A 22,315-nucleotide genomic window follows, 5' to 3' on the forward strand; every position below is an offset into this window, starting at 1 on the left:
AATTCGGTTGGGACCCTGTCTCGAGATCCCCGTCTGCATTCCCATCTTGTTTTCCATCCCTGCCGACTGCACTCTGCGTTAGTAAATGTACGAGTGATGCAACAAAAGGCTTCATTCTGGTTTGCAGGCGTTTATTTTTGGTTTAACTGGGAAGGAAACCTGATCCCCAATCCTGGTATGAGGAACGTGTCAAGCTTGGACCCGCGAACACAGGGCATTGAGCGGGTGGCATCGGCTTGTAACAAAACTAATTAGGCCTCTGATTTGTTACGCGGTTGTGGCAACACCCAGATCAAACGAGGCGTGCGCTAATTGGCTGTTATCGGATTTTCGAGGATTTCGGGGGCTCAACGCACGTCAAATCGTGCAGAAAACACGGCTATCGACGAGGAGGTCTGCGCTGCAGGATAGACCGGAGCAGGGCGGCGGTCCCGATAGAATGGCGTTGGTCCGGTAATGCCCAGACTCGTCAGCGATGTCGCGCACGCCTGGTCTTGCGCTTTACACACACGGTTCAGAGCCCAACATGTGGGTGGCCCTTGCCAGGTTGACACCACGTCCAGATTGTTTTTCTTAATTAGTGCCCAAGCTATCTTTTAAAAACGCATGTTGCTTAAGTGCGTCTATAAAATAAGCCTCAGCCACTGAGCACTTAGCCGGTCTCTAGCAGACAGCCCAAGTAATGCCGACTCTATAGGGCTTTTTCAGTGTAGCGATCCTGAGCGCAAGTCGAACATTCATTGTGGTCATCTCATGCCAAAGGGCACGCCGAGCCCAGCACCAAGGGCGCTCCGATATAAGGGAATTGAAAGTGCGTATTGCTCAGGATCGCTTGTAGCTCTTGTTGGTATAGTTGCGAGCTCACAGCGGCAAAGACAAGTGGCCTGATTCCGACTGTATTGAGTGCCTTTTTGCTTGAAGATAGGCTGGTTGGACGTTCTGCGAGATTACTGTGTCGGGAAAGTAAAGGCTTCGTGTTTACTTTGCTAGTGGATATCGCATAATGTCGATTTATGTTAAGTGGGCCTGTTTATAAGTATTTTTTATACAGTAATTTAAGCAGAAAACTCGTTGCTTTTTCAACGAGGTTTTTAAAATGCTTACGTTCACAACTGTCGCCACTAAAGGTGGTGTTGGCAAAACCACTTTAACTGCCAATTTGGGCGGATTGCTTGCTGATTTCGGATATCGCGTTCTTTTAATTGATGCTGATATTCAGCCATCTCTGACTCGCTATTACAAACTGGCTCATCAAGCCCCTTATGGCTTAACGCAAATGGTGATGTCGGGAGCACTCACCACTGACTGCATTAGTCATGTCGAATTTCCACCAGCCGAATTCGAGGGCGACCGTTCAAGTTTGAACGTGCAGGGCGGTTTCTTGCATATTGTGTGCTCTGACACTCAGCGTGACGACAGCCCCCTTCAAATCTGGTTGTCTAATCAGCTTGATCGCCTGGTGCGTATTCGGATGGCCCTGAGTAACCCGGATATCCGTGCTCAGTACGACGTTTGCATCATCGATACCCAAGGGGCGGTGGGCCATCTACAAGACGCTGCTGTCAATGCAGCGGATGTGTTGCTCGCACCTGTAGCACCCGATGTTCTGTCGGCCCGTGAGTTTGTTGACGGCACGATCAAACTGGTGGCCCGTCACGAATCTGCCTCCAATCTTGGCTACAAGGTGCCCGCCATTCAGTGCGTGATCAATCGCACCGAAAACACAGTCGATAGCCGCACCATGTCTAGCCTAATCCGCAATCAGTTCATTGAGATGAGTGGGCGTGTGACCGTGCTGGCAACCCAGATTCCACAAGCGGTCGCGTACAAAAAAGCAGCCACCGCTCAAGTCCCTGCTCACTGGGTTGATCCGGTCAGAGCGGGCGATCACATGCACAGTTTGCTGTGGGAATTGATCCCCAACCTGAGCAATAAGTTCACTCCGAATCATCGCAATGAGTTAGCCCCCGCGCTAGCGGCATTGCATGTCCCTATTTCCGCGTCAGACGAGCCAGACAGCCCGCTCACGACTAACTCGTAGAGCGTGCCATGTCTAAAACTCCGGAATTGCTGACCGCCAGTCAGCGTGCCGCGCAGTTGCGCATAAACGCTGAGTTGAGCTCAACATCAAGAGAGACCCGCCCTGTGTCCTCAAAAAAATCGAACTATGAAGACATCGCCAAACGTTCCCTCATGGGTACGCCACCACCGCTGAACGCCATGGGGGCTATGACGCCTATGGATGTGGTCGATGGCAGTATTTCAAATTTGGCCGTTACTGACATTGATCGGTACGAATTTGACCCGCGTACCGAAATAAACCCGCTCTATGACGAGATCAAGGCGTCGATCCGGGCCAACGGCATCCTGAACCATATCAGCGTTACCAGGCGTCCTGGTCAACTGCGTTATATGGTCTACGGAGGCGGGAACACGCGGCTGCGTATTGCGAAAGAGCTGTACGAAGAGGGCGATCAACGCTTTGCACGCCTGACGGTCATCGTCAAGGTCTGGAAAGGGGATGCGCCGACTATTGCGGCCCACCTAGCTGAAAACGAGCAGCGTGGCGAAATCTCGTTCTGGGAGAAAGCCCAGGGAGTGCAGTCGTTTAAGGAGCATTTCGAGAAGGAATCGGGCAAAGCACTGTCAACCACGGAGTTGAATCGGGAGTTGCGTCAGGCCAGTGGCTTGAATTTCGGCATGAGCATGCTGCAAAACTTCCATTTTGCGGTTGAGTATCTGACCCCGATCGGGCGTTGGTTGCAAACACGCGATGTAAACCTACTATTGAAACCGCAGATCTCGCAGTGGCTGAAACTGGCTGACAAATTTGGCCAACAAGCAGTCGCTGAAACTGCGCTACAGACCATCCTGCACAAGTACGCCGCTGTGATGAGCCAACAATCTGTCACTGCAGATCAGAGTGCTCAGCAGGTTTTAGAGGTCTCGCGGTTGCTTGATGAGGTCAACGCAGCCATTGCTGAAGCCTTGGGTGTAGCCCCTGAGAAATTACTGGCCATGGCCCAGGCTCTGGAGGCGAACCCGCGCCTGGAGGTTGAGACCCTGAGGCTGATCGAAGCCACTCCTACGGTGCCAGTGGATCCCAAGCCGTTAATCACTCAAGCACCGACTCAGCCCCCACTAGGCCGAATGTTGGCCAGTGTGCCCGCGCCTAAGAGTAAGCCAGACAGTTCTAGCGGCGCCTTTTTGCCAGCTTCGCCATCGGTCTCGCAGAACGTGGTTTTGAGCGGGGAGGGGGAAGGGTTCGACCCGCAGCCGATATTTACGGTCTTAGGCGAGTTTCAAAACCTGATCGATATGTCGGATGTGCTTTTTAAAAGTAATCAGCCACATCACCTCTTTGGCTTTTACCTGGACTTCCCTGCACAAGGTATTGGGTATGTCGATGGGGTTGAGCTGGAACCAGAATTGGTCATTTACCGCAGAGCTCTCTGGAAAATCCTGGTCAGTCTCACCGGTCAGCTTGATCGTCGATTTACACAACTCATTCCGCATGAAGCTGATGGTTTCACCATTACCTGGAGACAGCTCTGGGAGCAGGGCGAAGAGCAGTTTCAGGCAGGAGCGCAGGAGTTACTGGGCGAGGCATTTGACAGCCTCTCGCTCCAAAGCGTGAGCCTGGTATTACAGCATGAGCAATTGGGGCCGTTGGTCACACGTCTGCTCACAGATATGGAACGGGTTCGGACTCGTTACCCAGAGCGCCAACTGGACGGGTTTATGCCCTTGTTCATGCCGGATGTGACGGAGGAAATTTCATGAATAAGATTCCCATTCAATGCCCTGTGTTACGGCGCATGTTGCTGGCCCACATTATTGAGCAAATCGATGGTGGGCACATGGACTCTCTACTGCGGGCGGGCTATTCACCCGAGTTTCTTGATGATTTGCGTTACCGAACCACTCGGGACATTACGAATCTGGCCAACTCACCACAGGAAATGTGGTTTTCACTGTCTGAGCAGGTCATCAGCAAGGGGCTGCACCTGCTTGATATGCGTCGTGAGCACGCCAAGTTACGCGAATACTTCGTGATTCATGGCGCTTCGCGTCGCATGGTGTGTGCGTATTTCAAGCTGTCGCACGAAGAGTATCGGGACTTGCGCGCACAACTCAGACCCGGCGGGGAGCCTGGTGGCCGTACGGCCCTGCCTCCAGTCACCGTGCGTGACGCCATCCATCGAGCCTGGTTCGATATTCAGCAATCGATGTCTGAGCAACCCTGCCGGGATCGAATCTATGCCTTACACCAACAGTTTCCTGAGCTGCGAATCAGTGTTCTCCAGCAAACCATTGTCGAGTTTGCGGAAGATGATGAGCTTGGTTTGGAAATCAAACTGACGACGCCACCACTGCAAGGATAAAGCCACATGGACGAAATTATCACTACGCCAACCATTTCCACACCTGCGCTGCATCCCGCGCCCCTGCCACCGGCAGAGCGTGATGGTGGTGGCCAGGCACAGCGCGAGTGGGCCTTACCGTCCTCGCAAATTGACGGTTCCCAGAACAATAAAGATGCGCAAAGGGAGGATTTTTTGGCGCAGGCGGCGCTGTTGAATTTGATGGGGCAAACGCCAATCAGTTTTCATCGTCTCTATGTCGACATTACGGGCAATGTCATCACTGGCTTATGGCTCTCTTCTGTGCTGGAACGTGTTGCCCAAGCCAAGCCCGAGGACTTTCAGGATGATGATTATGTGTTCCGCCTGTCGGCCACGCAATGTCACCAGGTCACAGGGATTACCGCCTCTCAACAGCGGACATGCCGACGTGACTTGATCGCATTGGGCATGTTGAGTGAGCAATCAGGGCCTGGACGTGTACCGGAATATCGTCTGCATTTGAATGTTGTGGCAGATGCCATTCTCCAAGCATCCGCTTCATTGGCCAACTCGCTCAAAGAGGTTCATCAACAACAAGGCTTATCGTCATCACAACCCGTTCTGTCCAAGCGATACGGATGAGATGGCTATGGGTGCCGCATTAAATACCGATATAACGACGGCGTCTCTAATCGATGAGGCTATGCAGTTGCTTACCAGCCAGGGGTTTGTGCAGTATTACCCCAACCTGGCTGAAACACTGGGCAATTTCAAAGCCGCTTTGTTTTTGGGGCACGCGCTTTATTGGGCCAGACATACTGCCGTCCACTATAAAAATCGTGATGGCTGGTTCTTTCTGACGGCAAAACAATGTACGCAGGCAACAGGGTTGAGTACGCGAGAGCAAGAGAGTGCCCGACTCTTACTTGTCCAACATTCGTTAATCCAGGAAAAGTTGGCCGGTAAACCGGCCAAACTCCATTACCGTATCAACCTGGATCGTCTCGCTTCTTGCCTGGGAATCTCGGTCGTTGATCAGAAAGCAAACTGGGCCCAGCTTGCGCCATTGCTTAAACGATATGTGAGCTTTTATCGACCCTTGGCAGATATTGCGGGCAATGTGGCCTCTGGCTTGTACCTCTCGTATCTGCTGATTCAGCAACGGCATGTTCTCAAATACAGCCGAAGCATCCAGGGTGAGTTTACGCTGTCTCAACAGGCGATTCGCAACGCCCTATGCTTAACCAGCAAAACACAACGCAATGCCCGAGATCGCCTGAAACAAATGGGCCTAGTCCAGGAGTCAGGTAATCGCATACGGATTAATTTGTTGGCCTTATGTCCTTTGTTGCACGGGCAGGAACAGTTCCCACTCAACGCTGATTCATCAAATCTTCCGCCTTTTACTGAAGCCCCGAAGCTGACACCGATAGCCAAACCTGTCGCTGTGAATGAGCTGAAGTCTGCGCCATCACGATCCAGCAAACTATTTGGAGCAGGCACGCAGTCACAAAGGCCGCTTTTTGATTTGGATAGTGCTGGCGCAGCACGAGCGAACGCAACTGTCCAGCACGCACTGCGTGACCCTGCCAGCATGAATCCTGGACGCCTCTTTGCTCAGACCTCAGCGAGTCATGGTGCGGCTTGTGGACAACTCGCAAAAACAGGCAGCCTCACAACTCGCCCGGTTGCCCAAACCGCAAAACTAACTTGCCCAAAACGCGAAACTAAGCTGCCCAAACCGCGAAACAACAATACAACAATATCTCTTCAAACAACTACAAGACCTGCCATTGCCCCAGTGTCTGCAGGGGATAAGTCCGATGCCAGGGTTGAGTTGGCGGGATGTCGTCGTGATGATTTGAATTTTCAAAACGACGAGGTTGATATCAGCTTACCCAATGTGCTTGGCAAGCAATGGCATGAGGCTGTGCGCAAGGTTCTGTCCATTGCCAAGCCAGAGCATCGTCAGAGTTTGCTTGATGAGTTGGAAGGCCAGTTGCGCAATCCAGGCAAGCACATCGCAAATCCTCCTGGTTATTTGCATTCGCTGCGAGTCGGTTTGGAATCCGGTCGTGTGCAACTGGCATATGCGCAAAGCATTGCAAGCCAGCGTGAACAAAATCGACATGCTCAAGACGCCGTCCAAGAGCACATCAAGGCTCTCAATGCAAACCTGACGACAAATCTGCCTCCAATGACGAAAGAGGAGGCCCTTGCTCAGTTGCGCCAGCAAGTGCAGACCATAAGGAAGCTGCCATGACAGCTTGGCTGGCCCGCGCTTCCTTCGGTAACGCGTTTTGCGTCAATCCCCACCCGGTGGGAGGTAGGACATTTTGTCTTAATCCCCAACGGTTGGGAGGTGAGACGTTTTGTCTCAATCCCCACCGGGTGGGAGGTAGGACGTTTTGTCTCAATCCCCACCGGGTGGGAGGTAGGACGTTTTGTCTCAATCCCCACCGGGTGGGAGGTAGGACGTTTTGTCTCAATCCCCAACGGTTGGGAGGTAGGACATTTTGTCTCAATCCCCACCGGGTGGGAGGTAGGACATTTTGTCTTAATCCCCACCGGGTGGGAGGTAGGACATTTTGTCTCAATGTCCTCAACAGAATCAGGAGATCGCTTCTATGACTAACGAACAATTGTTTGTTCATCTTTTGCATCGCATCTGCAAATACAGCGATGCCTTAGTTTTACATACCGTCTTGCAAGATCATGGAGACAAACGTCAAGTCAAAACCTCAGCGGTCAAGATGGCCTTGGATTCATTGCGTGGGCAAGTGTCACCTAAGCAGGTGCAGCGTTCATTGAAAAGATTGGAATCTATGGGGCTTATTAACGTGATGCCGCAGCCCAATTACCGCACCTTGGTCACACTCAACAGTGACGCCTTGTTGGAATTCCTCAATCAAGATCCTTTGAGCGGCATGTTGCCTGGGTTCCGTGCCAATACGTTCCCGTTTCTGGATGCTGTCAATGCAACACCGCTGGCAGATTTCAAGGGCTCGACGGTCTGATGATGTCCATCACCACCCATTCATTTTTCTCTTCTCAGTGACTACCTATGCCTACTTCGACTGATAAGCAGCCACGACTCAAATCCAGCGACAAGCCCGCTGCCATTCCCGCACCCAAGTCTCTTATTGGGTTCTCTACAGAGGAGAACTCCCCCTTCACTGATGGGTATTCGATCACTGGCGAAGAAGCCTTGCTGGCCGCGTATATGGCAGGGCCGATGCGTGAGGATGATCCTCTTTATGAACGGTATATCGAGCTGGAGGATCGCAAAGATCAATTGGCTCGTATGCAGGCCAAGTTCCACACACGCAAGGGTTCTGATCCTGACGTCAAACCAGCCGAGTTCTTTGCCATGGATGATTTGGGCTCTCTGGTCGATTCAGAAGACGATCTGATGACCTTGCATACCAAAGAAGCGTTCAGGCTGTTTATGGGGCGTGCTCGTGAGCCTGGATCGGATGTGGCGCCTATTGTGGGTGGTCGCCGTGTCGCCAGTTCGTTGCGCAGCTTATGGCTGTTGACGGGCAATGACAATCCCTATGCCGATTGGTCGTTGTTGCGTCATGAGCAATCCATGGAAGAAGTGAATGAGCGGCTGCAAGAGGAGATCAAGACTGCCGAGACTTTGCTGTCTAGCCAGCAGCAACGAGGGTTGAGTTATTCCGTGCTGAAGTCTGCCCAACCGCAGTCTTTGCAGCTGGGGTTCCGATCCCCCTACGGATACAGCATCAGCCGTTTGATTGTTGATTACGACTACTTCATCCGTTTGCAAAAGACCCTGGGTCGCAAGACGCTCTTAAGCGATCAGCAGATGCGCCGCTCAATCACGGAAATGACCCGCTTTATTCGTCGCGTGTTCAATGAGGTCGCCAGGTTCTCACGTTGGCTCATGCAGCCAGACATCAATGCGCTGTCCCGGCTGGACTTTATTACAGAACATGCTTCAGAAGAGGGCAAGCAGCGGGTGGAGTTCGTGCGTGAAGTATTCGGCATGGTGCCTGCCGATGTGTTTACCGCCAAGCTGCAACCACGCCATTCTCGACGCCGGTACACATTGACTGAGAAGGAAAGGAGCCTGTTGCAGTCGGTCGGTGTGCAACTGGCTGAAGCTGAAGCACAGCGCGAAGCCGGCGAGTTTCAGGATGCCGATTCAGGCTTGGTGTGAAGAAAGGGTTTTGTGAGGAAAGGGCGAAAGGATGACGAAGCGAACTCGAAGTCTACGTGTCAATGTGGTTGAGTGGGCAAGGAGGACCTTGGAGAACGAAACGTGTCAGAGCGTGATTGACACAAAGCCCTTTACGGGTAGGGGCACCGCCCAGTCGCTGCGCCACCATCTCATGCAAGTTGACCAGGTTGAAGCAGACATGGTCGCGCTCTGCTCTGCCACAAAGAAAGTGGCTGGCTATTCCATGTATCTGGCCGAGCACCGTCGTAAAGCGGATGGCTATATGGCTCTGCGTTGGCGAGAGATTGGCACAAGAAAGCATCTGTCATGGGAAGAGGCGCACGCAAGATATTCGGTCTTACCGACCGTGCTGCGGCAGTGGTACGAACACGCTAATGCCCAGGCACAAGAATTCAATTCGCAACACCTCAAATTGCGCGGACTCGTACGTGAACTGAAGTTACTGAGCCAGCAACGCAACGTGCCCACTTTTGCCAGGTCAATTCCGAGCCGAAGTGGGACGTGATCCAGTTAATGCAGGGCAATCCGACCATATGGTCAAGTCGTTTGTTTTTCACCGAAAGGAGTTGATATGCAGAACCTGTTTATTGGTAAGGGCAACCTGGGCGACTCACCCACCTTGAAACGTATCCCTCGTAAGAACAATTCGGGGGAAGAGTTTAGTGTGTGCAGTATGCGTGTGTATTTTGGGCGTTATGGGGTGGATCAGGCTACCGGCGAAGTGGGGCAGATCGGGGGGTTCTGGCGCGAAGTCGAGATCTACGGCAGCAAGGCCGAGGCGTGCGCACAGTTCTTGCGCAAGGGTGCACGCGTGCTGGTTATTGGCGAGGAGCGCGACTTCTTTGCCAAAGATGAGACCACGAATGCCGAGGTACAAGTCATCAAGATTGTCGCTGAGGATGTAGCCCTGCAGCTCACTCGCATTGAGTCGATCACCTACAAACAAGCAAACCGGCCTGCGGCAGCTCGTGATCAAGATGAGCCGTCGGAGGAGGATGTGCCTGCTTGATCAACAAGATAGGGGCAATGTTCATGGATATGGAGGGTTTATGAAAGTGAGGTGCTGCCGTTGAATATTGCCCCAATCTCGCTTAAGCCTCCTGAGTTACTGATTCAAGCTGTTTTTGATGGTCGTAGGCTTGGGCTACAGTTATTCAATATTTCAGGAATGGCTGCCCGGTTATCTAAAGCTGGGGCATGGTGGTGTCCTGGACGACGGATGTGGGTACTGGAGCAGGGCAGTGCAGACCATGCCCTGGCGTGGTTGCAGGCGCTCTATCAGCGTGAGCACGTTGACTTTGAGGGAACGTCTGCACTTTTAAAAGCGGCTATAAGCGCACCAGCGCCTGATTACTTTACCCAACTGCTCGACGTCCAGATTTTTGAATTGGCCAGAGGCGAGCTCAACCATGGCCAACATGCTGTCAGCTTCTCCTATGATGGGTTGTGCATTCGTGCAATGCGGGCGCTACAAGGGCGATTTCATAAGCCAGCCGCTGCCTGGCAAATGCGTGGTGGTGTGGCGCATATTCAGCAGGTGCTGCGTGACCTAGCTGGCGTTGCGTCTGAGTTCTCGTTCGTGCACGAGCAGCCCGTCGTACTCGAAGAGTTGGTGTCCGCGAGCGCGGACGAATCGCCCATCCAGGTGCCTGCCGCGACCCCAGAGCAAGGGGAAAGCGGCCCCGCCCAAGATGTGGATGGAGCGGGTTTTTTGTCTGCCGACCTGGAGCAGAGCAACGCAGTCGACATCGATGAAGCAGTGCTGGCTGCGATCGCTGTGGGCGCAGGATTACGGGACTATCAAGTCGATGGTGTCCGTCACCTAGCCGGTCAAACTGGTGCGTGCTTGGGCGATGATATGGGCCTAGGCAAGACCCGCCAGACTGTTGTGGGTGCTCGTCTAGCTGCAGGGCAGGGTAGAGTGCTTATTGTCTGTCCCGCCTCTTTGCGTATCAACTGGGAACGCGAAATCCACGCCGTGTACCCCGATGCTATCGTCGGCTTTGCCGGGGATGATCGGATTTCGACCTTGTACGGTTGTCAGTGGGTCATTGCAAACTATGAGCGGTTAGGCGGCCTGGTGCGAGAGGTTGGGCTTGAGTTTGGGGCGATGGCTATTGATGAAGCGCATTACCTTAAGGAGCATAAATCCGGACGTACGCGCAATGCCTTTGTTATGGCTACGCGCATTCCGAAGCGATACGTTGTAACTGGCACGCCGCTTCTAAATCGAGAAATTGAGTTGCACACGCTCTTGCGACTTACCGGCCACCCACTTGGCCGTATGGAACTGAAGGAGTTCCGCAAGACCTTTACGGGTTCGCGAGAACGTCGAGCCGCATTAGCCCGTGCATTGTGCGGTTGGATGCTACGCAGGCGAAAGGACGTGCTTGACCTAGGCGCCAAGACCCATTCAGTCCGTTACATCTCGCCCAGCGAAGGCTTGGCGGCTTACAAAGAGATTTACGATGACATGAGCCTAATGGCCATGCCAAAGATCACCAAGCTACGCCAATGCCTGGAAACGCTCAAGACACCCTTCTTGATCGAAACAGTGGAAGGTCTGCAGGCTGAAGATAAGATCATTATCTTTTGCGAGTACATGAGCACGGTCAATGCCATGCATGATGCCTTTACGGCCGCTGGTATCAAGGCTGTGCGTCTGGTTGGGGCTGACTCTGCAATGAAGCGGCAAAAGGCCATCGACACGTTCCAGGATGATCCCGAGGTCCGGGTGTTTATCGGCACTACGATGGCAGCGGGTGTTGGGATTACTCTGACCGCTGCTAACTACGTGGCCTTTGCTTCTATGCCCTGGACACCCGCACTTATGCGCCAAGCTGAGGATAGGGCATACCGGCTGGGCCAACAGCGCGATGTGATTATTATTGTCCCCCTGATACCTGACACGATTGACGAAGCCGTGTGGAAGATCCTGGAGGGCAAACGTGAGACAGAGATTGATGTTGTGGAGGCTGTAACGACGCTGCAAGAAAATGAAGACGCTGCGATAACGGACGCTTTCTTACAGCGGTGGATGCATGGCGAGTCAGGCGCGTTGGAACATGTTTAAAATTAATTGTCTTAGTGGATTTGAGTTTCTATAAAGCTAATTGACTTAGAATTGATTTGAGAAACAATCTCTGGTTAAATCTAATGGCTCTCCAAAAAATTGATTTTCGGTTTGCAGTAGGGTTGTTGTGCGATTGATATTTGAAGGCTGAGTTTTGCAAGTTCGGCTGAAAATAAAATATTTGGGATGGTGTTAAATGATATTATTACAAAGTGGTTTTGTTGATGTTTTGAAGCCAAAGAAAGGAGTTTTTTCATATTATGAACTATTTTTGGTTCAATATTCTCTGATTACTGTTACTGCAATAATGTCACAGGGGAGTTTTGATTCTGAAAATTTCGAAAATATTAATGAAGAGGATTTTGATAAAAATATAGATGAGTTAATTAAGAGCATTTCTCTTGGGGCTGTGAAAAAAAGGCAAATCTATCCTTTGTTATGTTTCTCTATGGGAGTTGATCCTGGTGAGACTGTTCAAGAAACGGAAGAGAGAGTTTTTGCAACTGATTTTTTTACGGAAAATGCCAAAAAATATTCTTTGTCCAATAGAGAGATGATACTGAGAGGGTTGAATCTATCGGCTTTTTTAAACTATTTCTTTTTGTTGGAAGATAGTTTGAAAAAAATATATATAGATTTGATAAAACCAACAAACAAATTTATAAAAGGATCCGAGGTAATTGATGTTTGTCTAAGGGAGATTATTTCGATGTCCGATGTCTATGATTGTTTTGAAAAAGAGCTGCATAAAAGAAGTAAGGTGATACCCAATATTAAGTCTTTGAGTGCTCTGTGGGGTATTTTAAACTTAATTAGAAATCAGATAACCCATGCAAATGGTTTTTATGATAAAACAGCAAAAAAATCATTTTATAGAAGATCTGAGGATTTTTTAAAACAATTAAGGGAGAATAGTGATTGCGTACTATCCATTTCTGAGATTTCTAATTCTTTTTTAAGGTATGAAAATCAAATTAATTCTGATGGTTTTTTAATTATTGACGATGAGATTGAGAATATTATAAGAAATATTTCGGTTTTTGTAATGGAGTCGCTGTATGTTTGTAATTTATTAAAAAAAAATAAAAGTTGATTGTATATATTCTGAAAATACGGCTGTCTATTTAGGGGCTAGTCTTATTGTAACTAATTATGTGCACTGGATATGTTTTGGAGTGTTGCTGGCTCTATATTTAAATTTGGCCATAACAATAGGCTTAGACTGGTATCCAAACCGATCTGAATACCGAGATCAGTTTTTAGCTTAATTTTCGGAAATTACGATGAAATCTAACTCTGCTATCGAGACATTTTTGCTGCCGCAGTACAATACATCGGCGGCGTTCATGGAGCGTTTCCTTGTTGCTGCTCACGCGGAGGGAACAGCAATTGAGCGCAGCCCGAACAATCAAGGAATAAAATTGGTCGATGGTAACGAAATTAATGCCGATTTCTTTGATTATTTCATTGAAGAAAAAGATTGCTTCCGTGAAGAATTTGCTAATGAATTAAAAGGAAAAATTAGCGACAAGGAGTTCGATGATTTTTGCCAAACTGTTGCTGAGGATTGGTTTGATGGCAAGCGTTTACGCCAAAATGGAAGGGCTCGTTGTTTAAAAAGGTCGGTATATGACTATTTATCCACATTGGCCGGAAACTCAATGGACCGAGATCAGTTTGTACAGAGTCAAGATCTACCATTAGATGTAGAGCCGCTCATCACTGTTAAGTCTATCGCTGCTATTTTGACCGTTAATGATCAAATGATCTATCGTCATTTTGAGGGTTGGAAGAGCTATCATTCAGATAGTGACAATCTAAGTGACGACAATATATTTCTCCGAAGGGGCTTGGCGCTTGAGAGTGAGTTAGATACGGCGATACCATACCGAGAATATGATTTTCTCAATTCCTACTCAATTGCGTTCAGCGCTTCTGAGAAGTTTGCTCAGATGAGAGGTGCGCTAACGCCAGCCATGATAAATGGGGAAATTTCTCTGTTCCATAATAGAGTGCTTTTTTTCTCTCCATTTATCCCTGACATGGACGTAGGACAACTTGAGTTTGGAATAATTCCACACGAGAAGCCGCATTGTCTTGTCTCTCAAGGAGTTCATGGTGGCATACATGAATACATTATGGATCCAACACCATTTCAGCAGTGACTTCTAAATTTGGCGTTAGTAGTTTAGAAATCCGCTTATGGTTGGTAGCAACCAGTCGCCAAGCGTGTGGGTCAACTCTAGATTATGGATGTCCCAGCCCTTATCATTCGCGAGGTTAGCGAACGTCTCAAGCTATTTGGCGACATAGACATGTAAGACCATTACTGAACTGGAGGTTACACATGCCCGGAAAGACCATTGCTCTATGTCCATTGCAGCTCAACAGGAAAGGGGGATGCCGTCAAATATTTAAAGGCGATGCTCCACCGATATGACGTTGGAAATCTAGTCAACGTCCATGACGCAGTGATTCTACAGGCGGCGCTGGAGCACTATCCAAATGCCACTGAAAGAATCGGCTGCGGCATTACCGGCTTTAGTGTTCGAACCGCTGGGTTCGGCACGAAATGCTTCTGGGTGAATCGTCCTGATGGGACGACTGAGAAGCTTTCCATTACCGGTGCCATCCACGGAAGTTATGCGAAATAGCATTACCCACACTCGCTCATGGCAATGAAAGTGATAGCCCAGACACCTACATCGGCTGTCATTGCGCGCATGCTTCCAGATTGCGGGAGCTTCTGTAATACGGTGTGCGGGATTGAACGCAACACTCAACCTGAAACAGGCTGGAGAATGTTGTACGCATTGAAGCTAGGCGGCGAATGAAAATCTGTGTTTGGCAGTTCGCCGAGAGCGATTTGCCGGATTCCCGTCGGCTTCCGCTGTAAATTAGGGAGTGAGTGGCGTCTACTGAATTTCAGGTTTTCGTCGGCAGCGGACGCTCTGCGGGTGTAGAGACCTAACCAGGCAGTCTTTGCCAGAGCAGGCGTGAGTTAATGTATATAGTTCGTGCTATTGACTTTATCGCTACGCATTGATAATTTACTCACGTGAATCGCCATATGGCACCCCACAGCGGCGTCTCAACTCTTGAAAGACGCACGTACTGATCCTCTCGGGCCGTACCAGAGTACATCTTCTTCTTTGCTACCCGGACAGGGAACCCGCTTTCCCTGTCCAGGCCATTCGGCTTTTGGGTGGGTGCGTGTTCCTCCAGTCCATTTTTCTGGAGTTCACCATCATGACTACCGCTTCCACTCAAACTTCCAACCACTTCAATCTTCACGTTAACGGTGTCGGTTATCTGAACCGTATTCGTTGGGTTGAAACCAAGGGTTCTGGCCGCAAAGCAAAGCCTTTTCTCTCTTGCTCGATTTCTGCCATGCGTGGAAATGCAGATGAGCCTGACTACACCTACTTTGACCTCCGGGTCTCGGGGAGCGAAGCCATCGAAATGGTGGAAAAGCTCATGGGGGATGTCGAGGCTAAACGCAAGGTTTTTGTCTCGTTCCGAGTAGGTGATATTTACGCCCATTCCTACATGCGCAACCTGCGAGATGAAAAAGGTCGTGCAACTGGCGAGCAAGAGCCTGCCGCACTTATCAAAGGACGTCTGTTATTGATTAACAGCGTCACTGTTGATGGCGTTAATATTTTCCGGCGTGCATCGCAAGAAGAGCGCAGCATGGATGACGTTCCTTTTCAGGACGACACTCCTTTGCAGGGCTTCTCGACCGATGACGAGTTCTCTCCGGCTGTGCCAGAGCAGGAACGGTTTGAAAATAAAGCACCACAGGAAAACGCTCAAGATAAAGTAGCTCCGAAGTTCAACAGCACTCCAGTGCCCGTGAACCAAGGTGCCGCTGCATATCAAGCAGGGTATGGAGCAAGTAGTGCGCTTCAATACGCTGCAAGCTATGCCCATCAGAGCGTTGCTTAACCGCTTAACGCTTCATCAAAACCCTCGTTTCTGTCCCCATTCGGGGCTGCGCGAGGGTTTTCTTTTTCTTGATGCTGCGAAAATTAGCGACTAAACTGATTCTGTTTTGCGAGTGTTTTCAGGTGTCACTTGAATAACCTGGTCGCCTTCGGGCACGACACGTCAACCCCTGAAACGTGAACGCTCTGTATAGAGTTGGGGTACATCTCACACGAGTACGTCCGTTGAATTGCACGTTCAAACAGGAACCTCACGTGCTCTAAAGTACTATCTGATCGCAAGTTGGATAGCCACCATTTAAGCCCCCCTGTACCCGTCCGGCGTAAGCTGCACGGGTACTTTCATTTCACACCCCACCGGGAGATCTCTTCCGGTTGGACGTGGTCTCCCTGTCTTTATGAAGGAGATCACGATGATCCGTATAGATGGAGCGCAACTGCGTGTAAAGCGGATTCGACAAAGTCGAAATGGTGCGTTCTGCGTTGCAGACCTCTCAACTGCCTTTGGTGAGTTCAAGGTCAAAGACCCACTCCTTGATCAGTTTGAGGAAGGCGAGTACCAGGCAACTGTGTGGATTAGTGAAATCTATCTGGCGCAATACATCGCGTTTGGTAAAGGTGTGACGGAAATTCGTGCGCGTTTGCACGATTTGCAAGTTGAGAGCCAGGCCGAATTATCGACTGCCCAGGAGCAACCTGAACCGGACCCGATTGACGAGCAACGACCTGTACGGATTGCAGCATCTAAAAAGTCAGTCCCCCCGCCATCTACCGCAAAAGACTTTAGCCACTTTAATAAAGGTGGGAAGCCCCAGTCAGGGTCTTTGGGTTCTGGACCACAAGAGTCTACGCAGGGAGAACACGATGGGTTGCTTGACGCAGAAATGCTCCGAGCCATTGCCAACCGAGACCCCATCAAACTTGATGCGACTGTAGAACGTGCGCTGCTACGACGGCAAGCAGCTGAACTTGGCCAACGACATGGCTACCGTTTCGATGCAAAACAACAACTCTGGTTTGCCCAGTAAACCTTCATTTTTAAACCGCCCAAAGGTGGCGGTTTGTCTCATGCTCTTGATGCTATCGAGACCATGAGTCAGACCGCACTGTGCATTGGTGCATCGTTGAATCTGGGAGGCGGCGTCCTTATGCGCCCGCAGCTTTTGCGCTAAGCCGGAGCTGGTGATAGCAAAATCAGCCACGTACCTTGCGCGCCGTTTCATTCGTCACCTGGACCTCCATGTCGGTGACGCGCACCTTTGATCGAGAGGAGGTGGCGAGGAGGTAGCATTTTTAAACGTCATTAAAGCCCGTATGGAGCCCAGAAGGGTTCCCTGGTGAGCCGTAGATGCGGACTACTAGGGAAACCTTTTGATCTAAACCAAAAAAGGTTTCGAGGTACGTTCAATCCTGCAAACGTGCCAAAGCGGTTATGGCCGCTTGGATATTATTTTTACCAATACTTTTGTAACCCGTGCGGGTCTAGGCCCACATGGGGCTGGCCTGCATATTTTTATGTGAGACCGTAAGTATGAATCCTATGCCGCAACCAGTCTCGAGGATGTCCGACATAGAGCTTCCTAGCCCTGTTCAAGTCGCCACCACTGAGGCCGCCGTTCCGCGATCGCCCAGGCCTGATGTTTATCATCATGTATATCGAAACCTAAGGTTAGAAATCCTCGATTTAAAAATTGTTAATACCCGTCTGATGATCGATCTGATGGTCGAACAATGTAGATTTTCTTTGGCTCAGAAAAGTCGGAAGTTCTCTACTCTCCAATTAGCCGTACTGAGCTTTGCTCTTGGCGCACTGACGATGAAAGCAAGACTTCTCTGGCTTTGAACCGTTAGTATTTTTTACCTTACCCCATGGGGGACACCGTGTCCCTTGGGGTCTGGTCGTCCCCATTTTTTGGAAGACGATCATGGCTCAACTGATTTTTTTTCCTATCACGACGGCTCAGCGTAAGAGTCTGCATTCCATCTTTAATGACTGGCTTTCCCAGGCGAATGAAGAGGGCTTTGAACAGTTTTTGGCGGTTCGGCATGAGTTGGCACCCGCGCAGGTGTGCTCGTTCGTACGCTTGGTTCAAGGTTGCTCTGTTCGACAAGATTTGGCCCAGCGCTTGCCAGGTGATCTTAAGCAGCGTCTGCAAGCACTTCATTGGCTGCGATTTGGGGCTACAGAAGTAGCCGCTTGATTTTTTAACGAACCCTTGGGGGCTTTGACCCTCTGAGGGTGATAGCCCCCTTGATTTTTTAAGGGGTACTATATGTCAATGAGCTCATCTGACTTGTTCCTGCTGCGGCAGGGCCTGGTTGATGCCGGTATGAAGCAAGAGGTTGCCGAAAAGGTGGCCATCGCAATGGAGGGTGCTATGGCACTCACACTTGATCAGGTGCTGGAGAAGTGGACAGCCAAGGTTGAACACGACATTGCCGCGCTTCGCACTGAGCTGAAGCACGACATTGAGGTGACCAGAAAAGACATCGAGGTGACTAAGCGGGATATGACCATCCGTCTTGGCTTGATGTTGGCTGGGTTTGCCGGTTTGATCTTAAGCGGCATGAAGCTGTTCATGCACTAGCGTTAGCACGCGGTCATTTCCGCACACCTCGGTGTGTCCCTATGAGGAGTGTGCTCCTCCAAGTTAGCGAATGTATGCCAGGTCTTTCATAGGCCTGGTGACATTCGCTTTTCTTTTCAATTCTGAAAGCACAACAGAACGGCGAATGCTGCTCTGACTTCACCTTTCATCTTTATCTACCCATGCGGGCATAGGCCCGCATGGGTTTGGCCTGCGTATTCTCTATAAGGCCAACTATGACTGAGCAGACTCAACCTTTGGGCAGAGAATCTTTCGACCTTTCACAACTTGCCGGCGTGTTGCCGCGCTTTCCTCTTGGCGTGATTGTGGCGACGCAAGGCGTTACCCGGCTGGATCAAGCAGGCACACTCAACGCTTGCGAATACTTGGCCCGTCATGCTGTTGGTGATTGGGGGGATCTGTGCCACGAAGATTGGCGATTTAATCAACGGTCCCTAGCGTGTGGAGGGCGACTGATGTCGTCGTATCGCGTCAATGACCAGCTCAAGATCTGGATCATTACAGAATGGGATCGATCCAGCACCATGCTGACATTGCCATCGGAGTACTGATCTTCTAATCCATGCAAACCCATCCTGGTGGGTTTGTATTTTTCTCTTTCAACTTTCCCGGCGGGACGATCCGTCTGGGTCTCTCGTCGTCTTTTTTCGGAGATCCAATGATCGTTGTCCGCTATTTCACCTTACCGCTGTACACCACTGATAGAAACCGTACCGATGATCGACTGATCTGGACCGGGCCGGAACCTATTCCAGCCATTGGCGACACTGTGATGGTCAGGTTCAACAGCATTGGCCAATGCAAAGTTGTGTGCTTTGCCTCACAAGGTCCATACCTTGGGCTGCTTGTTTACCCACTTCAACCACCCAGTTGGTGGATTTCTCAAAATGGTGAGCCATCGCCCGAAACTGCAGGTCTGGTGTTCGGTCGTGAAATCTCACTCGTTGATGCTCAGGAGGCGTGACATGGCTCTTTTGTTCACTCGCTTGGCACGTAACTTCGTCAAAGCCGGGTACTACCCGACCGATGATGAGACTTTGCAGCGGATTCAACACTTTCTCATGCCAGCATCAAGACCAATGCGCTTGCTTGACCCATGTTGCGGGGAAGGGGCGGCGCTGGCTGATATCCGTCTTGGCCTACAGGAGCGTGCCGGTGAGGACTCAGTAAGCATTGAGGCTCTCGGTGTTGAGTTCGATAAAGAACGAGCCTGGCACGCGAAAACCCTCTTGGGTAGAGTTATTCACGCGGACTTTCATGACGTCGTGGTTAAGGCTCGCAGTATTGGCCTACTGTTTCTGAATCCTCCTTACGGGTTTGGGATCAGTGATGCGGCGAACCTGGCCAACGCTGATTCTGACAAAGCCGAGCGTCTGGAGCGCACGTTCTTAAAGAAAACGGCATCATTCCTGGTTGAGGGTGGGGTGCTTATCTACATCATTCCGTACTACGCCTTAGATACTGAGATCCGGACATTTTTGGCCCGTAATTTCGAAAATTTACGGTTCTTTATGGCCCCCGAGCAGCAATTCAAACAATGTGTGATCTTCGGGACCAAAATCCGAAGCACACATCCACGTAAAAGCGTTCTTGATTGGCTTGCGCAGGCTCAGGCCGGAGAGTTCGTAGATCAAGTGTTGCCAGAGGTCTGGGATGATGAGCCCTACCAGGTGCCAGCAGCTGATGCGGAGCTTGACTTTCATGCGGTGCGAATCGATGCCGCCCAGTTGAAAGACGAGCTCAATACATGGAAAGCGAGCCTGTTGTGGCAAGGCTTTGATGTTCATTTCTCTCAGGTGCGGACCAGTCACAGAAGGCCGCTTCGTACGATGACTCAATGGCACCTGGCGCTTGCGCTGGCAGCCGGACAGGAGACTGGCTGCATTGAATCCAAAGACGGGCGAATTTTTCTGATTAAGGGGGATACCTTTAAGAAGAAAGAACGCATCCAGAACCTGGAGGTGGATGAGAAGGGGAATGTTTCAGAGACCATCACGATGCTGGATAAGTTTGTACCTACGATCAATGCCATTGAATTTACTGCCGATCATCGGCTTGGTCAGATAGTAAAGATCAGCTGATGCTTTATCCCTCGGTGCCAATAGGTGGCGCTATTCACCCTTCATTAGAAGGGTTCCTCAAGGGGCCTGGTCCAGACCATTTGGGGAAACCTTCTCATCAAACCTAAAGGGGTTTCTATAGATGCGTTCAACCCTGTAAACGCATCAAGGTGGTCTTTTACTGCCTGGGTAGTTTTTCTTATCTGCTGCAGTCATGCATGGCATGTCAGCAGCCCGTCTTATCCCTTGGGGACATCCGTCCTCAAGGGGCCGGCTGTCTCCACTTTTTGGAGATACCCATGTCTTCTTTTGATTCGTCGATTTTACCCATTGCACCGCCTGTATACGCTCAGGCAGCGCCTGAACCCGCGCAACTGCATGTTGCTGATGCGCATGGGCACTACGTGTTGGCGACTCCAGGGCAGATATTGGAGGCCGCACGTGAGGCGATTGTGTCTTTAGTGCCTTCGGGAACTCCTATTTCAACGCCGAGCATTGCGGAACGCTATGCCGTCGCTCGTTTGGCTGGCCTAGAACACGAGGTTTTCGCTGTCTTCTTTTTAGACAACCAGCTTCGCCTGATCCAGTATCGGGAATTGTTCCGAGGCACCCTGAATCAAACGGCTGTCTATCCTCGTGAGGTCGTTAAAGAGGTGCTCAGGAGCAATGCTGGCGCAGTCATTTTGGCTCACAACCATCCAAGCGGAAAGTTAGAGCCTAGCCAGGTAGACCGCCAAGTCACTGAGCGGCTGAAAAAAGCATTGAAGCTGATCGATGTAAGGGTTCTGGATCATTTGATCGTCGGGCCTTCAGCCGATACCACTAGCTATTCGTTCGCTGAGCACGGCGACCTGTAACTTGAGTCATTTCTTGTTTGTTTAGCCCGCATTTGGGCGTTTTTAACCTGTACCCATGGGGTCGCTGCGGCCCTTATGGGGCGTTGCGACTCATTTTCTGGAGTTTGTCATGAGTCGTCATTACTTTGAAACCACCTATAAAGATCATCCCGTTACCGTGCTGTTAGGTTGGGATAGGGCTTTGGGGAATTATTTTTTGGTCATCGAAAAGCAGGTGGATTTTGTGGATCCGGATGTGGCCGGGTTCGATGATCAGTATCTGTATAGCAATCTTTATGAGTCCAACCCATTTGGTTTGAGCCTGGAGCATTTTAAAGCGGTGTTGCACCGGCTCAAAATCACTGTGCCAGCAAATATGTTCACTGAGGTCCAACGCGACTCCTGGAACAACGTGGGGAATCGAGACATCACCCATCAAGCTGACGGCTCATTTGCCGTGCGCTCGGCTTGACCATCTCTCTAAACGACGCGGCCTGGCCTCTTCCTCCTTTTTGCGAGGAAGGGGCCAGTCGCATAACTATGGAGCTCGGTGATGTACCAAGTAGAGGAGTTTCCTGAAGTCTGGGCAGATGCCTGCATCCGAGAGTCGGACGGTCGCTTTTTGTTCGTTTCACTGTATGGACGCGATGGATCGCTGATGCAATTCATGGCTGCGATGCAGTTGGGCAATAAGGAAGGCGGTATACAACGCTTTCACTTGCGCGATGATGATGGCCAACGCCATTTAGTGGAGGTCGGCGGGGTGGATCGCTTAGGGAAACACACCGGCAGGTTGCCTAAACAAAACCTGTTTGGTCCTCTGGGGCAACTGTGGGTATTTGACAAGAATCTACAGGAGCCAGACCGTGCCAATCGAATCGGTTGGGCTCTTCACTACTCAGCAGAGAGCGACCTGGCCAGCCTTAACGAGGCTCTGGAGCATGATCTCGATGATCGTGCCTGGCAACTGATCAAAAGCTTGTCGCCGGTGGCTCTTTTAGAGCATTGGCGTGCAGAAGTGCTGGCGTGGTGCCGTGATCAGCAAGCTGTGCAGATAATGGGCAGCGATCTGTATCCCACACTTGGCCCTGTCAAGGCAGTTCGGGTGAGCCTAAGTGAGCATTTTCTTGATTTCATCTCTGATGGGGTCAGGGTAGGGCGCCTACGTTTGCAGTTGTAGTTTTTTTAAACTGATTGGCTGATTTCCGGATCCAGCCTTTTCTACATTTTCTTCTAACCC

Annotated in this window: 23 protein-coding genes; all 23 read left to right on the forward strand. The window is 50.5% G+C overall.

Features of this window, described 5'->3' with window-relative positions:
- Positions 1-1,096 precede the first annotated feature (1,096 nt).
- The 23 genes from LNA76_RS04340 (at position 1,097) to LNA76_RS04445 (ending at position 22,255) form a co-directional block, all read left to right on the forward strand.
- Positions 1,097-2,041, forward strand: a complete 945-nt coding sequence (locus LNA76_RS04340) for a ParA family protein (protein WP_230018066.1) — start codon at positions 1,097-1,099, stop codon at positions 2,039-2,041.
- A gap of 8 nt (positions 2,042-2,049) precedes the next feature.
- Entirely contained in the window at positions 2,050-3,783 is a 1,734-nt protein-coding gene (locus tag LNA76_RS04345; RefSeq protein ID WP_230018068.1) for a ParB family protein, read from the forward strand.
- Positions 3,780-4,385, forward strand: coding sequence for an STY4526/YPO1902 family pathogenicity island replication protein (locus LNA76_RS04350; RefSeq protein ID WP_230018070.1), 606 nt, complete (start codon positions 3,780-3,782; stop codon positions 4,383-4,385). The genes LNA76_RS04345 and LNA76_RS04350 overlap by 4 nt, the downstream gene beginning before the upstream one ends.
- A 6-nt stretch (positions 4,386-4,391) precedes the next feature.
- Positions 4,392-4,988 carry a hypothetical protein gene (locus LNA76_RS04355; RefSeq protein WP_230018072.1) on the forward strand — a complete coding sequence of 199 codons (597 nt, stop codon included), beginning with the start codon at positions 4,392-4,394 and terminating at the stop codon, positions 4,986-4,988.
- A gap of 7 nt (positions 4,989-4,995) precedes the next feature.
- Positions 4,996-6,609 carry a hypothetical protein gene (locus LNA76_RS04360; protein ID WP_230018073.1) on the forward strand — a complete coding sequence of 538 codons (1,614 nt, stop codon included), beginning with the start codon at positions 4,996-4,998 and terminating at the stop codon, positions 6,607-6,609.
- A gap of 364 nt (positions 6,610-6,973) precedes the next feature.
- The gene (locus tag LNA76_RS04365; RefSeq protein WP_230018074.1) at positions 6,974-7,363 is read left to right on the forward strand and encodes a hypothetical protein; all 390 of its coding nucleotides are present in this window, start codon (positions 6,974-6,976) and stop codon (positions 7,361-7,363) included.
- Between the two features lie 47 nt (positions 7,364-7,410).
- A complete protein-coding gene (locus tag LNA76_RS04370; RefSeq protein ID WP_230018075.1) occupies positions 7,411-8,529 on the forward strand; it encodes a PFL_4669 family integrating conjugative element protein in 1,119 nt (372 codons plus the stop codon).
- A gap of 88 nt (positions 8,530-8,617) precedes the next feature.
- On the forward strand, positions 8,618-9,055 hold the full coding sequence (locus LNA76_RS04375; protein ID WP_230018076.1) for a hypothetical protein: 438 nt from the start codon (positions 8,618-8,620) through the stop codon (positions 9,053-9,055).
- A gap of 66 nt (positions 9,056-9,121) precedes the next feature.
- A complete protein-coding gene (locus LNA76_RS04380) occupies positions 9,122-9,559 on the forward strand; it encodes a single-stranded DNA-binding protein (RefSeq protein ID WP_003799856.1) in 438 nt (145 codons plus the stop codon).
- 51 nt (positions 9,560-9,610) lie between these two features.
- Positions 9,611-11,623, forward strand: coding sequence for a DEAD/DEAH box helicase (locus LNA76_RS04385; RefSeq protein WP_230018077.1), 2,013 nt, complete (start codon positions 9,611-9,613; stop codon positions 11,621-11,623).
- Positions 11,624-11,819: 196 nt separating this feature from the next.
- Positions 11,820-12,716 (forward strand): hypothetical protein, encoded by an 897-nt coding sequence (locus LNA76_RS04390; protein WP_230018078.1) that lies wholly within the window; start codon positions 11,820-11,822, stop codon positions 12,714-12,716.
- 190 nt (positions 12,717-12,906) lie between these two features.
- Positions 12,907-13,788, forward strand: coding sequence for a hypothetical protein (locus LNA76_RS04395; RefSeq protein WP_230018079.1), 882 nt, complete (start codon positions 12,907-12,909; stop codon positions 13,786-13,788).
- 258 nt (positions 13,789-14,046) lie between these two features.
- On the forward strand, positions 14,047-14,277 hold the full coding sequence (locus tag LNA76_RS18030; protein WP_442778980.1) for a DCL family protein: 231 nt from the start codon (positions 14,047-14,049) through the stop codon (positions 14,275-14,277).
- Between the two features lie 595 nt (positions 14,278-14,872).
- Complete coding sequence (locus tag LNA76_RS04400; protein ID WP_230018081.1) at positions 14,873-15,571, forward strand: DUF3577 domain-containing protein; 699 nt, start codon at positions 14,873-14,875, stop codon at positions 15,569-15,571.
- A 412-nt stretch (positions 15,572-15,983) separates the two neighbouring features.
- On the forward strand, positions 15,984-16,598 hold the full coding sequence (locus LNA76_RS04405; protein ID WP_230018083.1) for a DUF3275 family protein: 615 nt from the start codon (positions 15,984-15,986) through the stop codon (positions 16,596-16,598).
- 897 nt (positions 16,599-17,495) lie between these two features.
- Positions 17,496-17,771, forward strand: coding sequence for a hypothetical protein (locus LNA76_RS04410; protein WP_123049390.1), 276 nt, complete (start codon positions 17,496-17,498; stop codon positions 17,769-17,771).
- A 78-nt stretch (positions 17,772-17,849) separates the two neighbouring features.
- Positions 17,850-18,158 carry a hypothetical protein gene (locus tag LNA76_RS04415; RefSeq protein WP_125276909.1) on the forward strand — a complete coding sequence of 103 codons (309 nt, stop codon included), beginning with the start codon at positions 17,850-17,852 and terminating at the stop codon, positions 18,156-18,158.
- Between the two features lie 236 nt (positions 18,159-18,394).
- Positions 18,395-18,730: a hypothetical protein gene (locus tag LNA76_RS04420; protein ID WP_230018085.1), complete on the forward strand. Its 336-nt coding sequence runs from the start codon at positions 18,395-18,397 to the stop codon at positions 18,728-18,730.
- 11 nt (positions 18,731-18,741) lie between these two features.
- A complete protein-coding gene (locus tag LNA76_RS04425) occupies positions 18,742-19,143 on the forward strand; it encodes a hypothetical protein (protein WP_230018086.1) in 402 nt (133 codons plus the stop codon).
- 1 nt (position 19,144) lies between these two features.
- Positions 19,145-20,260 (forward strand): DUF6094 domain-containing protein, encoded by a 1,116-nt coding sequence (locus tag LNA76_RS04430; protein ID WP_230018087.1) that lies wholly within the window; start codon positions 19,145-19,147, stop codon positions 20,258-20,260.
- Positions 20,261-20,538: 278 nt separating this feature from the next.
- Positions 20,539-21,096, forward strand: a complete 558-nt coding sequence (gene radC, locus LNA76_RS04435; RefSeq protein WP_230018088.1) for a RadC family protein — start codon at positions 20,539-20,541, stop codon at positions 21,094-21,096.
- A gap of 109 nt (positions 21,097-21,205) precedes the next feature.
- Entirely contained in the window at positions 21,206-21,547 is a 342-nt protein-coding gene (locus LNA76_RS04440) for a hypothetical protein (RefSeq protein WP_230018089.1), read from the forward strand.
- Between the two features lie 81 nt (positions 21,548-21,628).
- Positions 21,629-22,255, forward strand: coding sequence for a hypothetical protein (locus tag LNA76_RS04445; RefSeq protein ID WP_230018090.1), 627 nt, complete (start codon positions 21,629-21,631; stop codon positions 22,253-22,255).
- The last annotated feature ends 60 nt before the right edge of the window (positions 22,256-22,315 follow it).

Source organism: Alcaligenes sp. MMA, assembly GCF_020907215.1.
Lineage (GTDB): Bacteria > Pseudomonadota > Gammaproteobacteria > Burkholderiales > Burkholderiaceae_B > Alcaligenes > Alcaligenes aquatilis.